General features: G+C 38.2%; 16 protein-coding genes. 1 reads left to right on the top strand and 15 read right to left on the bottom strand.

Annotated features, from left to right (window positions below):
- Nucleotides 1–3 precede the first annotated feature (3 nt).
- From aguA to M1F91_RS01340, 6 genes are all read right to left on the bottom strand, one after another.
- On the bottom strand, nucleotides 4–1089 hold the full coding sequence (gene aguA / locus M1F91_RS01365; RefSeq protein WP_247912312.1) for an agmatine deiminase: 1086 nt from the start codon (nucleotides 1087–1089) through the stop codon (nucleotides 4–6).
- Entirely contained in the window at nucleotides 1086–2213 is a 1128-nt protein-coding gene (nspC, locus tag M1F91_RS01360) for a carboxynorspermidine decarboxylase (protein WP_247912311.1), read from the bottom strand. The genes aguA and nspC overlap by 4 nt, the downstream gene beginning before the upstream one ends.
- On the bottom strand, nucleotides 2213–3472 hold the full coding sequence (locus M1F91_RS01355) for a saccharopine dehydrogenase family protein (RefSeq protein WP_247912310.1): 1260 nt from the start codon (nucleotides 3470–3472) through the stop codon (nucleotides 2213–2215). Before M1F91_RS01355 ends, nspC begins: the two co-directional genes overlap by 1 nt.
- Nucleotides 3469–4329, bottom strand: a complete 861-nt coding sequence (gene speE, locus M1F91_RS01350; RefSeq protein ID WP_223338447.1) for a polyamine aminopropyltransferase — start codon at nucleotides 4327–4329, stop codon at nucleotides 3469–3471. Before speE ends, M1F91_RS01355 begins: the two co-directional genes overlap by 4 nt.
- Nucleotides 4330–5784, bottom strand: a complete 1455-nt coding sequence (locus M1F91_RS01345) for an aminotransferase class I/II-fold pyridoxal phosphate-dependent enzyme (protein ID WP_247912309.1) — start codon at nucleotides 5782–5784, stop codon at nucleotides 4330–4332.
- A gap of 597 nt (nucleotides 5785–6381) precedes the next feature.
- Nucleotides 6382–7398 (bottom strand): hypothetical protein, encoded by a 1017-nt coding sequence (locus M1F91_RS01340; RefSeq protein WP_247912308.1) that lies wholly within the window; start codon nucleotides 7396–7398, stop codon nucleotides 6382–6384.
- Nucleotides 7399–7648: 250 nt separating this feature from the next.
- On the opposite strand from M1F91_RS01340, the gene M1F91_RS01335 reads away from it, so the two are divergent.
- Nucleotides 7649–8668: a hypothetical protein gene (locus M1F91_RS01335; RefSeq protein WP_247912307.1), complete on the top strand. Its 1020-nt coding sequence runs from the start codon at nucleotides 7649–7651 to the stop codon at nucleotides 8666–8668.
- A gap of 61 nt (nucleotides 8669–8729) precedes the next feature.
- Here M1F91_RS01335 and M1F91_RS01330 read toward each other — a convergent pair whose 3' ends face one another.
- The 9 genes from M1F91_RS01330 to M1F91_RS01290 form a co-directional block, all read right to left on the bottom strand.
- Nucleotides 8730–9041: a hypothetical protein gene (locus M1F91_RS01330; protein ID WP_247912306.1), complete on the bottom strand. Its 312-nt coding sequence runs from the start codon at nucleotides 9039–9041 to the stop codon at nucleotides 8730–8732.
- Between the two features lie 4 nt (nucleotides 9042–9045).
- Nucleotides 9046–9228, bottom strand: a complete 183-nt coding sequence (locus M1F91_RS01325) for a hypothetical protein (RefSeq protein WP_004252868.1) — start codon at nucleotides 9226–9228, stop codon at nucleotides 9046–9048.
- A gap of 13 nt (nucleotides 9229–9241) precedes the next feature.
- Nucleotides 9242–10120 (bottom strand): DUF4300 family protein, encoded by an 879-nt coding sequence (locus tag M1F91_RS01320; RefSeq protein WP_247912305.1) that lies wholly within the window; start codon nucleotides 10118–10120, stop codon nucleotides 9242–9244.
- 55 nt (nucleotides 10121–10175) lie between these two features.
- On the bottom strand, nucleotides 10176–11057 hold the full coding sequence (locus tag M1F91_RS01315; RefSeq protein WP_247912304.1) for a diacylglycerol kinase family protein: 882 nt from the start codon (nucleotides 11055–11057) through the stop codon (nucleotides 10176–10178).
- Nucleotides 11058–11325: 268 nt separating this feature from the next.
- Entirely contained in the window at nucleotides 11326–12297 is a 972-nt protein-coding gene (locus M1F91_RS01310; RefSeq protein ID WP_247912303.1) for a hypothetical protein, read from the bottom strand.
- Between the two features lie 14 nt (nucleotides 12298–12311).
- On the bottom strand, nucleotides 12312–12698 hold the full coding sequence (locus M1F91_RS01305) for a hypothetical protein (protein ID WP_247912302.1): 387 nt from the start codon (nucleotides 12696–12698) through the stop codon (nucleotides 12312–12314).
- Nucleotides 12699–12956: 258 nt separating this feature from the next.
- A complete protein-coding gene (locus M1F91_RS01300; RefSeq protein ID WP_247912301.1) occupies nucleotides 12957–13199 on the bottom strand; it encodes a phosphohydrolase in 243 nt (80 codons plus the stop codon).
- A gap of 105 nt (nucleotides 13200–13304) precedes the next feature.
- Nucleotides 13305–13871 carry a hypothetical protein gene (locus tag M1F91_RS01295; RefSeq protein ID WP_247912300.1) on the bottom strand — a complete coding sequence of 189 codons (567 nt, stop codon included), beginning with the start codon at nucleotides 13869–13871 and terminating at the stop codon, nucleotides 13305–13307.
- Nucleotides 13872–13917: 46 nt separating this feature from the next.
- The gene (locus M1F91_RS01290) at nucleotides 13918–14733 is read right to left on the bottom strand and encodes an ADP-ribosylglycohydrolase family protein (RefSeq protein ID WP_247912299.1); all 816 of its coding nucleotides are present in this window, start codon (nucleotides 14731–14733) and stop codon (nucleotides 13918–13920) included.
- Nucleotides 14734–14739 lie beyond the last annotated feature (6 nt).

Here is a 14739-nt window from a genome sequence, read left to right as displayed (position 1 = left end):
CTCCTATTCTGGAATTTGTTGGGTAATACAGTGGATATTTCCACCACCTAATAGAATATCTCTTGCTGGGATTCCTACGACTTCACGGTCTGGGAAACACTGTGTCAGAATATCCAGGGCCACTTGGTCGTTAGAGTCCTGAAATTGCGGCACTAATACAGACTTATTAGCAATGTAAAAATTCACATAGGAAGCTGCTAGTCTTTCACCAGCATAACGCTCCTCTTCCCCTTCTTCATAAGTATAGCCCGGCAAATCCTTCTCTGTAACTACTTGATGAATTGCTGGGATTGGAAGTTTATGAATAGTGAAACTCCGGCCTTTTGCATCGGTTTCCTTCTCTAAAAGAGCTAAATCTACTGCAGACATGGCATACTGAGGATCATCTTGGTCATCCGTCCACGCTAAAACAACCTCAGCAGGACCAACAAAGGCAGCAACATTGTCGACGTGTTCATTTGTCTCGTCTTGATAAATACCATAAGGCAACCAGATAACTTTTTCAGCACCAAGACTCTCTAGTAAGGTCTTTTCAATCTCCTCTTTAGTCAGGTGAGGATTACGACCAGGACTGAGCAAACAACTTTCTGTGACAAGAATGGTTCCTTGACCGTCACTATGAATAGCTCCACCTTCCAGTACAAAAGGTTTGGCATCATAAACAGGTATCTCTAAAACTTCTGCAAAGCGACTGGCTACTTGGTTATCTGCTTCATAGTCTTGGTAAAGACCGTCAACAGAACCACCCCAGGCATTGAAAGACCAATCTACCGCCAACTTTTCCCTTTTATCATTAAGAAGAATGGTCGGACCTGTATCACGAGCCCAGGCATCATTTGTCTGGATATCTAGATAAACAACATTGTCTCCAAGATAAGATTGTGCTTCAGATAGATAGTCTTGCTCCACCAAAAGGTAAACTGTTTCCCCTTGAGCAATCGTTTTGATAATCTGGCTAAAAGCAGCTTTAGCGGCCTTTCCTTCAAATGGCCAAGAACCTGGTCGAGTAGGCCATATCATGAGAGTTCCATGATGGGGTTCATACTCTGCAGGCATACGATAACCTAATTTCTTTGGGCTGTCCATCATGATAATCTCTCCTTAAAGTCTTGGTAGCCAAATGCTTTGACTAGACTGCACTTACCCTCTTTATCCATGAGATACAAACTTGGAAGCCCAATGCCGTTAAAGGTATTGTTTTTGACAAATGAGTAAATAGCCATGTCTTCAAAATAGAGACGATCGCCAATTTCAATCGGTTTTTCAAAGCTGTAATCCCCAATGATATCCCCTGTCAGGCAAGTATTTGAAGAGAGTCTATAAGTATAAGGTTTTTCTTGCGCTTCAAATCCATCTCTCAATGGGGGACGATAAGGCATCTCAAGAACATCTGGCATATGGCAGCTTGCCGAGGCGTCTAGCACCAAGGTCTCAATCCCGTTTTCAACAATATCCAAGACTTCTGTCGCTAGATAGCCCGCATTAAGGGCAATGGCTTCTCCAGGTTCAATGTAGACGTCTACGTTATAAGTTTCTCGAATACGTTTAATCTCAGAGATCAGTAAGTCCACATCATAATCATCTCTCGTAATATGATGTCCACCACCCATATTGAGCCATTTAACTTGGTGCAAATAAGCTCCAAACTGGTCTTCTACTGCTTTCAAAGTCGTTTGTAAATCATCTGCCCCTTGCTCACAGAGGGTATGAAAATGAAGTCCGTCAACCAATTCCAATAAATCACTTGGTATCTTGTCTGAAGTCACTCCAAAACGAGAGCCAGGAGCACAAGGATCATAAAGCGCGTGGTCACCCTGCGTTGAACATTGAGGATTGATGCGAAGACCCACACTGATACCAGCCTCACGACAACGTTGACCATACTTTCGAAGTTGTCTCTCTGAGTTAAAATCAATATGATCAGATATTTGCAGTAGCTCTTCCATATCTGATTCCTTGAAAGCAGGCGCAAATACATGGACTTCCCCCGGAAACTCTTCTCTAGCTAACTTGGCTTCATAGAGTCCACTAGCCGTCGTACCTGACAGATACTGACTAATCAAGGGATAGGTTTTATAGAGAGAATAAGCCTTTTGAGCTAGCAAAACCTTACAGCCAGCCTTTTCCTGAACCTCTTGCAGAATGCGGCAATTCTCTTCTAATTTTCCTAAGTCAATGATATAAGAAGGCGTTGGTACTTGTTCTAATTTCATTAGTCCACCATTTGTGGATTTTCAACCACAACCCATGGCAAACCGTATGTATTCAAAGCTTCCATGAATGGGTCTGGATCCAACTCTTCAAGGTTATAAACTCCAGGCTTTTTCCATGTACCATCCATCACTAGTTTTGTCCCAATCATGGCAGGAACACCTGTTGTGTAAGAAATGGCTTGTGAACCAACCTCTGCATAGCACTCCTGATGGTCGCAAACATTGTAAATGTAGATTGTCTTCTCAACTCCATCTTTGACGCCTGTAAAGATACATCCGATATTTGTTTTACCAACAGTACGTGGGCCAAGGCTTGCAGGATCTGGAAGCAAGGCTTTCAAGAATTGGATTGGTACGATTTCTTGTCCGTTAAAGTTAATAGCATCTGTACGGAGGAGCCCAACGTTTTCTAAGCATTTCATGTGAGTTAGATAAGATTGGCCAAAAGTCATAAAGAAGCGAATGCGTTTGACACCTGGAATGTTCTTTGCTAATGATTCGATTTCTTCATGGTGGAGGAGATACATGTCTTTTTGACCAACTTGAGGGAAATCATACTCACGTTTGATAGACATAGCTTCGACTTCTACCCATTTTCCATCTTCCCAGTAAGAACCTGGTGCAGAAACCTCACGTAGATTGATTTCTGGGTTAAAGTTAGTAGCAAATGGATAACCGTGGTCACCACCATTACAGTCTAAAATATCGATATAGTGGATTTCGTCAAAGTAATGTTTGAGTGCATAAGCTGAAAAGACGCTTGTTACACCTGGGTCAAAACCAGAACCAAGCAAGGCAGTCAGACCTGCTTCTTTGAATTTACCTTGGTAAGCCCATTGCCATGAGTAGTCAAAGTAGGCTGTAAAACCAAGTTCCTTACAACGTTTCTCATAAATAGCACGCCATTCAGGGTCTTCTGTGTCCTCAGCCTCATAGTTGGCAGTATCGATATAGTGGACACCTGTTGCCAAACAAGCATCCATGATGGTCAAGTCTTGATAAGGTAGAGCTACGTTCAAAACAGCTTCTGGTTTGTAGCTTTCAATCAAGGCAATGACTTCTTCTACCTTGTCAGCATCAAGAGCAGCTGTTTCAATTTTAGTACTTGTTTTGCCTTCTAATTTAGCCTTTAATTCATCACATTTTGACTTGGTACGGCTAGCAATCATAATTTCTTTAAAAGTATCGCTATCTTGGCAAATCTTTGATATAGCAACTTGGGCGACTCCCCCACATCCAATAACTAATAAACGACTCATTTTTTTCCTTCCTCTTCTTCTAAAATGTCTTCTACATACTTGGGCAACATAAAGGCACCGACGTGTAGGTTTGCAGTGTAGTATTCTGTGAAAAGCTGGCGTTTTTTCCAACCTTCCTTGTCAAAATCTTTGACAGGGTGATATTTTTTCGATGCAAATCCAAACAACCAATAGCCAGCTGGGCTAGTTGGAATATGGGCCTGATAGACCCGACTGATTGGAAAGGCTTGATTGACCTTGCGGTGCATGCTTCGGCAAGCTGACTCATCTTCGTCAAAGAAGGGACTACCATGCTGATAAATCATGATTCCGTCCTCTTTGAGAGCACGGTAACTATTGCCGTAAAATTCCTTGGTAAAGAGTCCTTCCGTATGGCCAAATGGATCTGTCGCATCATTAATGATAATGTCGTAATCATCTTCACAGTTTCTCAAAAATCTCAGTCCATTTTGGTAGTAAATGGTGACGCGAGGGTCATCAAGTCCTGCAGCAAAATCTGGGAAGTATTCTCGGCAAACCTCTACCAACATCTCATCTGGTTCTACAATATCGATTTGTTCCAATTCAGGATATAAAGTCAAAACCTGGGCAACACCACCGTCACCACCCCCAATAACCAAGACTTTCTTTGGATTTGGATGGACAGCCATAGGAACGTGAACTGTCATTTCGTTGTAGACAAAATCATCTGCATCTGAGAACAAGACATGCCCATTTAAAATCAAAATCTTTCCAAAAGCTGGTGTGTCTAAAACTTCGATATCTTGCCATTCACTTTGACCAGAATAAAGCTGTTTGGCTGTTCTCATTGTTAACTTCACATCTGGAGTATGAACTTCAGAAAACCATAAATCCATCTAGTTCTCCTTTCTCTCAATAACATTGATGTGATTGACCTCTGGATCTTCCGTTCCTTGGAGGGAACAACCACGTTCTTTGGCAAATTGGATATAATCGACAATTTCTCGTGTAATCCGTTCACCTGGCGCTAGGATTGGAATACCTGGAGGATAGCACATGACAAATTCCCCACAGACCTGGCCAACGGACTCGTCCAATGTTAAGCTTCTTCTATCTGCATAGAAGGCTTCCTGAGGAGACAGCACCAACTCTGGTTGGATATATTCTCCAGCAATCAAGTCCTTCCCATCTCGCGAGTAGAGTCTCTTGATATCAGCTAAAGCACCGACCAAGCGTTCAATGTCTTGGATACGGTCACCAATCGAAATGTAGGCTAAGATATTGCCTATATCACCAAACTCAATTTGAATGTCATATTCATCTCGTAAGAGGTCATAAACCTCGATACCTGTTAAGCCAATACCCTGAGTGTACACTGACAGCTTGGTTACATCAAAATCACAAACTGAGACACCATCTACTAATTCTTTTGAGTAGGCATAGTAGCCACCGATGGCATTGATTTCACGACGAGCATACTCAGATAACTCAATAACTTTCTCAAAGGATTCCTTACCACGAAGGGCTAGGTTTCTACGAGAAACATCGAGACTGGCCATTAGCAAGTAGGATGCTGATGTTGACTGTGTCAGATTAATAATCTGGCGTACGTACTCAGGATTCATCTGATTGCCAACTAAAAGAAGGGAACTTTGAGTCAAGCTGCCACCGGATTTATGCATGGATACAGCCGACATATCTGCTCCTGCATCCATAGCAGACAGAGGAAGTTTATCTGTAAAATGCAGATGGGCACCGTGGGCTTCATCTACTAAGACTTTCATTCCTGCAGCGTGAGCCATCTCAGTTAGTCCCTTAAGATCTGAACAAATCCCATAGTAGGTTGGATTATTAATCAGGATAGCCTTGGCATCCGGATGGTCCTTAATAGCTTGCGCCACACGCTCATTTTCAAGCCCCAAAGCAATACCGATTTTTGGATCCACACTCATCTCGATATAGATAGGAATAGCACCGCATAAAACGAGAGCATTAATAGCTGATTTATGGACATTTCGTGGAAGGATGATTTTATCACCGGATTTACAGGTAGAAAGAATCATGGTTTGCACGGATGAAGTTGTCCCACCAATCATCAAAAAGGCATGAGCAGCACCAAAAGCCTCTGTTGCTAGCTCTTCTGCTTCTCTGATAATCGAAATGGGATGTCCTAGATTGTCCAAGGGCTTCATAGAATTGACATCAATACCAACGCATTTTTCCCCTAAAAGTTCCACTAATTCTGGATTACCACGACCACGCTTATGACCAGGTACATCGAAAGGTACAATTCTTTTTTTTCGTAACTTGACCAGTCCCTCATAAATAGGAGCTTGGTTTTGATTTAACATTATAGAGACATACTCCTTTACCATAGTTTTACACCTTAACAATGCAAGGTTCTAAAGGATACTTATGAAAAAAGAGCAGGTTGGCACCTGCTCTACAATCTACTGACGTGTTTATGTTTGTTTCTTTTGAGTATGTCTGTTCCTGATGTTTCCTAACTCTCTAGTAGCAAATATTACGTACTTTATTGATCGTTTCACAAGATGACGTGTGCTTTCACCACACTAACAAATCTTTACGAATTAGGACGAATGTCCTAACATCAACTTATAAAAGTAGGCTTTTAACCCTATCAATAATGCGGCTTTTCAACCACGCTTCGGCATTCAACCCTGCCTGTCCGTAGGCATTTTTTACTCGGGTTTATATTTGCTAGAAAACATCATCTCATTTTCTAAGCTTCATTACTATACCATGATTTCAGAGACTTGTAAAGTATTTTTAGAACTTTTTAAAATAATTTAATATTTTGTTCGTGAAATCTAATTAACTTCAAAATAGAAATCGTTTTAAATTTAATTCAATAATCAAGAAAAGGAACTAAGTCAACTAGTTCCTTTAATGAATCCGTAAGCATAATCAACAATTCAAAATTCTATCTACTCATCACGCGCAACTTTCGCAGCTAGTTCAAAATCAGTCATCAAATAATTTTCATCTAGATGGATAAGGCTGTAATACTCATTCCAAAATAGAGAGTCACTGTTACTTGACCACTGTAATCCATACCACAATTGAGTGACATCACTTGTATTTGATGGGGGGATTGACCATAGATGCTTTTTAAAAGTTGCTTGAACAAGCGGGATATCAAGTCGACTAGTCAAGTCGAGTTCATCTAACTTGAAAGTGATAGAATGTTGCTTGGCTGCTTCAATGCTATCCTTATTAAATCGAATCTGAATAACCTTAGAATCTTCTAGAACCACTTCCTTATCTTCTGCCCCGTAAAAGGATATACTGCCCAGTACTATGCCATCTTTTGCCAGGAGATAGGGAGCGTAAGGAACTGCATTGCTATCAAGTCTGAAGCCTTTTTCGATAGTGACTGATTTATCTCCTGAATACTTTTGGAAATTGCTATCTGTCAGGAGGTCTTCGTAGTCGCTACCACCATCACCCTGTCTTACATAGATATCAAATCCAGCTTCCATCAGATCGCTTGCTTTGGTTTCTGTTAAAATGATTTTACTTTCATTAATTTGCAAAATCGGTGCTTGAGGTGGGAAACCAATCGTGAGATTAAACATGACTCCTACTAGAAAGACCATCAAGGTTATAAGGAGGGCAAGTAAAGACTTTCCAGTCCTTTTTCTTGCATTGAAAAGGGCCATTATAGCAGGTAGGAGGATCATTTTGGCTAAAATAGAATTCCCCACACCGCCTCTATTTAAGGTCTGAAAAGCAAAGATCCCTGCTATTGCAATCAGGGACAGGTAGACCAAAATCTCTCCTAGACCCAGTTTTTCTGTTCGAATTTGTTGATTTACTGTAGTTTCGTACAATGACTGCCCATTCTCTTTCCTCTTTTTTAGAAAGAGATAAAAACCCAGACCGAGTAGCAGATTAAAGATTGAAAAAACTATTAAAGTACCTATAATCACCGTTCTACCCATGGCTCTCTACTCCTTTACGCTCTCTCTCAAATCTAATCTTTCTCTTTAATGTCCAATCCCCAATCAATAAAACCATTAAGAAGAAGGGGCAGCCTTCTATCAGCACAATCGGTAAAGCTTAAATGGCAATGATTCTCATCTATTTATCTTTAAGGAAACTGCTGATATTTCTAGCTCTATTTCTCTAGAAAATGCTATAATGGAGCTAACAAAATTGTTCTCTAGCAATTGAAAAACGGGGGAAGTAGTAATGTTCACTAGTATTGTTTTGGGTTTTTATGCTCTTTTCTTTCTATCCTTGTGCTTTACTATCTATCTCTATATTAGACTTGTAGTTGCGGTTAAAAAAGGCAAAGACATTCCCAAATGGATTTATAAACTTGGCCATGCTATTCAAGGAAGAATTCACGTCGACTATGAAGAAATCACTGATGCTAATGCCCTTAAAGAGATTCATTGGTTCTTGCTAATCTATTTAATCGTAAATCTACTCGTATTGGCTGTCTTCTACTATCATGGTAATAGCTTTCCTCAAGCCATTTATGAATGTTTGAAAAAACAATTTTTTATCGTACTTGTTAGTATGGTTTTAAAAAGTATTGGCAAATTTGTTATACTAGCTATAAGAAAAAACTTTCAGAACAGTCATGTCTATGCATCAACCAACGCTTTTATCGGGACAGCTTTTTTAACGAGTTATGTTTTTATGTTTTGCATGATGATGAGTGGCCTTCCAGCTCAACCTGTTCCAGTAACCATTCAAGATACCACTATCATTATCGGTGAGACCAAGGCTTCCGAGCTTTTGGACCAAGGCTTTAGCTTCGAAGATAAAAATCCAGAGAGTTCCATCACCAATCCCAAAAACGACCACTTCTATTACGGTCAGCTTTTAGAAGTCAAGCGAGATAATCAGTCCTATGGCTTTATGATCCTTACTCCCACAGGTAAAGATACTGATCAACTCAAAAACTGCGTCATCACCTATTACAGAACACCTAAGGATAGCAAACAACTAGAAAAAATTTCCATCAATCATGTCAAGCTAGCAAATCTCAAGCTCCAAGATTTTCAAACACGAAAATTAATCGATATCTTTGAAGTCAATCCAGCTGATTATAATGTCTCTGATAAAGATAACAACTTTATCCTAACCATTCAAACAGCAGATTACGACCTCTGGAAAAGGTACCGTATTGAATCCAAGTTCAATTCAGATGGTTCGATTGATAGCTATGGAGTCAGAGCCCAGCATAGCATGTGGGAATGATGGAGTGTTAGCTTTAGTCATTAGTAAGCATATAATCAAATAGATGAGCGTTTACGCGCTCCTACTTGATTTTATGCTTATTCATTTTTTCTTGGAAAATATCTGTAAGAATTTGTCGTAATTCTTGAGCTTCTTTTTCTGGAAGTTGGCCATCTTGTTCAGCAATAGCGTATAATTCTGGATATTCAAGAGAAATTCTTTTGACAGTACGAGTAATCGCATGTTTTCTAACAAAAAATGGAATACGCTTAATGTATTCTTGAGGGATTAGAGCGATAATCTTATCGGTTGTTTCCTTATCGCTAAGTTTAGAGAAAGTTAGTCCCTTTTTAATCATTTCTTGTTCTTTTTCTGTAAAATCTTGTAATTCCATATGTCTACTCCTCATCTTCACTGACTTCCCAAATCTCCGCTTGGTAAGGTTCTCCATCTTCATCGTATCGATTGATATAACCAATAAACCTTTCATTTTTTCTTGGTCTCTGCTGGTTTCCTTTAATAACCCAAACAGCCCATACCCCTATTAGGAATAAGACTATCAGTCCAAACAATGCATCCATAATGTCTACTCCCTTAAAATTGAACCCACTTATCATTATCCATAATAAATGGTTTAGCTAGACCTTCTCCTGTATAGTTTTCGTATTTTGTATCTAGATATTTGTAACAATCTTCCTTGGTCGCAAATTTGATGGCTTGATAAGGCTCTTCAAAGGTTAACTTTTCAACAAAGAGATAGCCACCCTCGCTTGGTACAAGAATACCGACATGCCCAATAAAGAGGGATTGACCATCCAAGTCATCATGAACGACTACGGAGAGCATTCGAGCATTTTCGTTAAACTTGAATTGAGAAAGGAATTGTTCCATCTTTGCAGCATGAACTTTGACATCTGTCGTTGCTTCGGTCTTGACTCTTGAGAATAAAATATCAAAAGCATCCTTGTCTTCTGCACCAAAGACCTTTCCTTTATCAATGGCATCATTATCGACAAACAAAAGGGAATCATCTTTCTCTAACTTAGGAATTTCAATAGAATTTTTCAATAAACAATAACTGTTAATACGACAGTTGGTACCGACAAAATCACCCTTTTTAGGTGTCCAAAGATTGCTTATCTTTTCAACATCATAGTCTGTTTTGGTAAATGTAGAAAAATCCCCAGTTAAGCCTACTGAGCCGACAGTTGCGTTGTAATCATTGACAAGGTTTAAAAATGCATCGACACTATCTTTATCCAAATGTGCAGCCAAGGCTTTCCGAACTTCTTCTGCACTCGGTTGATTGTTCAAATTGCTATAAGTTGCTCTCCAGGAAACCTGATTCGACTGTGATTGAGTCACTGAAGTTTCAGCAGTACTATCAGAAGTCTTTTGAGTTTGACTACAAGCTACTATGGTCAAAAGAAGTGTTGAGCAAAGACTAACAGTTGCTAATTTTTTAATTTTCATAGGCTTTCCTTTATTAAAAAATATCGTTAAAAAGACTTGTCAAAGTTTAAAAATCTTATTCTTTAGGTTGAGAATAGACTTCGATATGCTGACCTAGCACCTTGATTTCTACTGGTAGGTCATCAGATTTTTCACCATCAACATCCGTTTCTAATTCAGAATCAGATGAAATTTTTATATGACGAGCTTTCATATACTCGATATTATCATTTACGACGACATCCCCTTTTAATAAATCAGGGATAACTGACAATTTAGTAAAGATTGAGGCATCTTTTAGTATCAAAATATTGGCATAACCATCCTTGTCTTCATCAAAGATTTTTTTATCAGCGAAATAATTGGTAAGGAGAACCAAGACATGGCTGGCCGGGCCAATATAATTTCCATTTTCTGTCTCAACAGTAATATTAAACGCTTGATCTGTTACAACAGACTTCATGGTATTAATCGCATAGGCAAGCATACCAAACTTCGTTTTATCCTCTATCCCAACGTTGTGGATAGCTTCTGGCAGTGAACCAATACTAAAAATGTATCCGAAATAGTGCCCATTTGATTTTCCGATATCAATCTTATTCGTAGAATTAAAATCGAGTTCGTCAATAGCACCATCAATATCTTGATTGATTTCTAATAGTTTTGTAATGAGATTTCCAGTTCCTCCTGGAATAATCGCGAGTTTAGGAATGTAGTCTTTTTCAGCGATACCAGAGATTACTTCATTGACAGTCCCATCTCCACCAAAAACAAGAACAGCATCATATCGCTCCTGAGAAGCTTCTGCTGCAAAGTTTGTGGCATCTTGCGCTTTCTCCGTAATTTTAATCTCCACATCTTCAAAGAAATCTCTAGCTTTATTCTCCAGTTTTACCTTATAATCCAAGGCTTTTTCGCCTCCAGATGTTGGATTGATGATTACCATAATTTTTTTCATTTATTATTCTCCTTACAACCTAACTATAAAAAAATAAGTTTCAATATAGCTTTTTAATACTATGTCATTATATAACTAAATTCTTAAAATTAAAAATTGGATGTCCTGAATTTAAATAGATTGTTCTCTCGCCTAATAATTCATTAATATTAAATCTTAAAATTCTTAAGTTTTCAATGTTAAAAATCATGTAGAGTAGAATGCTTGCTACTAGTATCCTTGGCACTCCCTCTTGAGAGAATTTATTAAATCTAGTTAAAAAGGACGTTTATAGCAGTTCTACTTTTATTCCTTGACTCTTAAAAATATCCTCAACTTGTTTAAAATTACTAGTCATAATTGTCGCTTTCTTCAGATTTGGAAACTGTTGCAGTTCTTTAAGACTAATTTCATTTAGATCGAAACTATCATCTTCACCGTCCCACTGAGGTATCAGATTCATGTAAATCTCGTTACCTCCATCCATATCGATTTCTTGAACTTGTTCAGCATATTTCTTAGGTAGAGGAAGATTTATCATATAATCAAGTGCTGGCTGAATAATCTCCATACTTTCTGTATCGATATTCAACTCACTGACTTCCTCTGCAAAGTCAAAAATATTAAAAACAGGTTTCAAAACCTCTAAATCATACATTAAAACCTGGATAATGGCTAGTTTAAAATTTATATTTTTAAAGGAAAGCACTTCTTCGTCAGTTTCTTTTAACTTGTAGCTTTCCCGTTCACGTTTTATCTCTGGAAAGAAGGAAATAGAAAGTGTGTCTGTGATTGTCTCTGCAATTCCTTTAAAATTAGTTCCATAAGGAGTCCATAAAATAAGGTTAAAATCCCCTACTCTATGCCTATCAGAAAAGAAATAAGGCGATTTTCCATCTGTTAATACCACAGCTTGACATGGTTGCTTTGGCAATTCTTTCTCTCCAGTCATAGATTTTACAACATCGCCATAGTAGAGGAAAACAGTAGAAATCAAATGTTCCTCATCAATGTATGTTTTAGATTTTTTTAAATGATTTTTAATCGTGAAAGAATGTTCAAATACAATACCAATATTGTCATAAATGTATTTAATAAACTTATTATCTCTTTTGACAACCTGGTCAGGCTTTCCCAATACAGCTTCAATATCTTGCAAGGACAAAGGAAAAGATAAGCTGGTTCCGTTAATAATCATTGAATTGTTGTGGAGATTGATTTCAAGTTTTTTGTGTGTTGTTTTCTTAAAAAAATTAAACATATTACTACCTATTCTTAAGTTTCTTCCAGATAAATTTTGACTGCTTGGTATTCTTGCTCTTTAGCATAGGCAAACACCTCTGAAGCTCTAATGTAATCAAAGATATTTTCCTCTAAATCTTCATCCCAGATCGATTCATGAAATATTTTATTCTCTTGACATGCTTCATAGAAAATATCGAGGTGAACTTGATAAAACTCTTCATCTTCATTTGGAGCTTGCCTTACCAACGATAGTTGAAACATTGGCTTATCAGATATAGCTGTAAATGTCCCTGTTTCAAATAAAATCATCTCATCCTCAATAGGCTCACGACACAAGTCTTCAAAGATTGCTACCATTTCCTCTAAGGGCATCTTATCGGTGATTCTTTCTCTTAAAAATTCAAGTGATTGCTTCATGATTCTCCTCTTTCTAGAAGAATTTTCATTCTTGGAAAAATCCTATTAAAAAATAGAATTCTTACACCTTTTATTATACTACATTAACAGAAAAAAAGACTGAACCAGACGGTTTTCACCGTGGTTTCAGTCTAGTTTTTTTATAACGAAAAAGTCTCTATGAAGACTCTATTTCAAATATAAACTCTTAACTTAAATTGATTAATTAGGTCTAAGCTTAATTAAAAGTAGGCATTTTCAATTTGCAACTCACATCCTCTAGAAACTCTCATGAGCGACTTCTTCAAGATAGTCATCCAGATGATGGTAAATTTGTATATCTTCTTCTGAACTATCTTGTAAAACTGCAAATACCTTCACTTTATCATCATTGACAAATACGAAATTATGTTCACCATAATAAGCCTGATAACCCTTGTCAACTAAGGTCCAAAGTTCATCTTTTTTTAAACCAAAAATATCTTTTTTTACAAGATAGGTTTTCCCTATTTCCATTTTCATGATCGATATTTCTCCTTAAGAAACTAGAAATGTTAAAGGTTTACTATTTGATGGTCAATCAGCTCACACAAGACGTGATAGCAACTCAAAACGGACTTTGGTTGACTATTGCATCTCTTCCATTGCTTCTTTCACATATCCCTCTACATCTTTAATCTCTATAAAAGAAGGATCTAGGTGACATAAGAAGTGCCAATCTTCGGCGTCTTTTTTTCTGTAGACAATCGCTTCGCCGTCTTCGCTTCCAAAAAAGGTTCTATCGACTTCATATCCTTTGCTTTCTAAGAATGCTTTTGCCTTACGGAATTTCGCTTCTCTGGCTTCGACATAGGTTTTCACTTCACCGTTGTTAACGACATAGGCATCTACTTTTGTAGCGCCTTCGATTACTTTATCGTTTTTAACAGATAGATTCGAAATCTCTTTCCAAATAATATCCACATTTTCTTCAGGATTAAACGAAAATCTAGATAAAGGAACAATATTTCCATTGAAGACAATTTCCATATAATCCGGAAGATTTTTTGGATTAAAATACTCCACTTCAAAACTATCTTCTTTTTCTAAAGTATATCCAGGTATTTTGGCTACAAATTCTTTCCCTTCTTCTATTGTCTCAAATACGACTAAATCCTTTGAATAATTGTTTTGGTACAATTCTAATATAACCATCGATAACCCTCCTTCATTCAGTATCGGTCCGCATAACGCCTATCTATTATTTTATTACAAACGTTTCTTCCCATCGTCTGAGCACCTCTTTTAAAGGCTCATCTAAATAGCTATAGGCCTTGTCCTTGATCCACTCAGGAATTCCATAAGCTGCCTCGGCGATACTTCCTGTGATTGCAGCAAGAGTGTCGCTGTCCCCACCAAGAGAAATCGCATTTCGAATTGCATCTTCAAAATCTGTACTCTCTAAAAATGCAACGATGGCTTGAGGAACGGTCTCCTGACACGTTTCATTGAAACGATACGTAGGACGAATTTCATCCAGCGTTTTAGAAAGGTCATATTCATACTCTTTCTCGATATGTTCCTTAACGCGTCTTTTAATCTCCGCAGGGTTATTACTATCGAAGAAATAACGGCACATATAAATCGCATCCGCTGTAGCCATAGCTCCTTTAACTCCTTCTGGATGGTTATGCGTCACCTCTGAAGAAAGTTTCGCCAGACGTTTTCCCTCGGACGGTAACTCGTATGTTGTAGCCTCCATTACCCAAGCGCACGGAGAAACGCGCATCGCAGAACCATTCCCAAAACTATTGTAAGGCTCACGGTTGTCGGTCATAAGCCACCGGTTAAACCTGGCACCATAATCCGCGTTTGGATACATTCTGCCATACTTCTTCATGGCATCAATGAAGTCATCCTTCTGTCCACCATTCATGATTGCTTCCGCCACAGCACAGGTCATCACCGTGTCATCTGTGAAAAAGCAGTCATCCCTAAACAAGGGAAAATCCTTCGTTTTAATATTGTTCCATTCATAAACTGAACCAACAATATCTCCAACTATTGCTCCTAGCATCAGATT

It is taken from the genome of Streptococcus sp. oral taxon 431 (assembly GCF_023110115.1).
Taxonomy (GTDB): domain Bacteria; phylum Bacillota; class Bacilli; order Lactobacillales; family Streptococcaceae; genus Streptococcus.
Note: the sequence above shows the minus strand (reverse complement) of the source record. Positions and strands in the feature narration are given on the sequence as shown.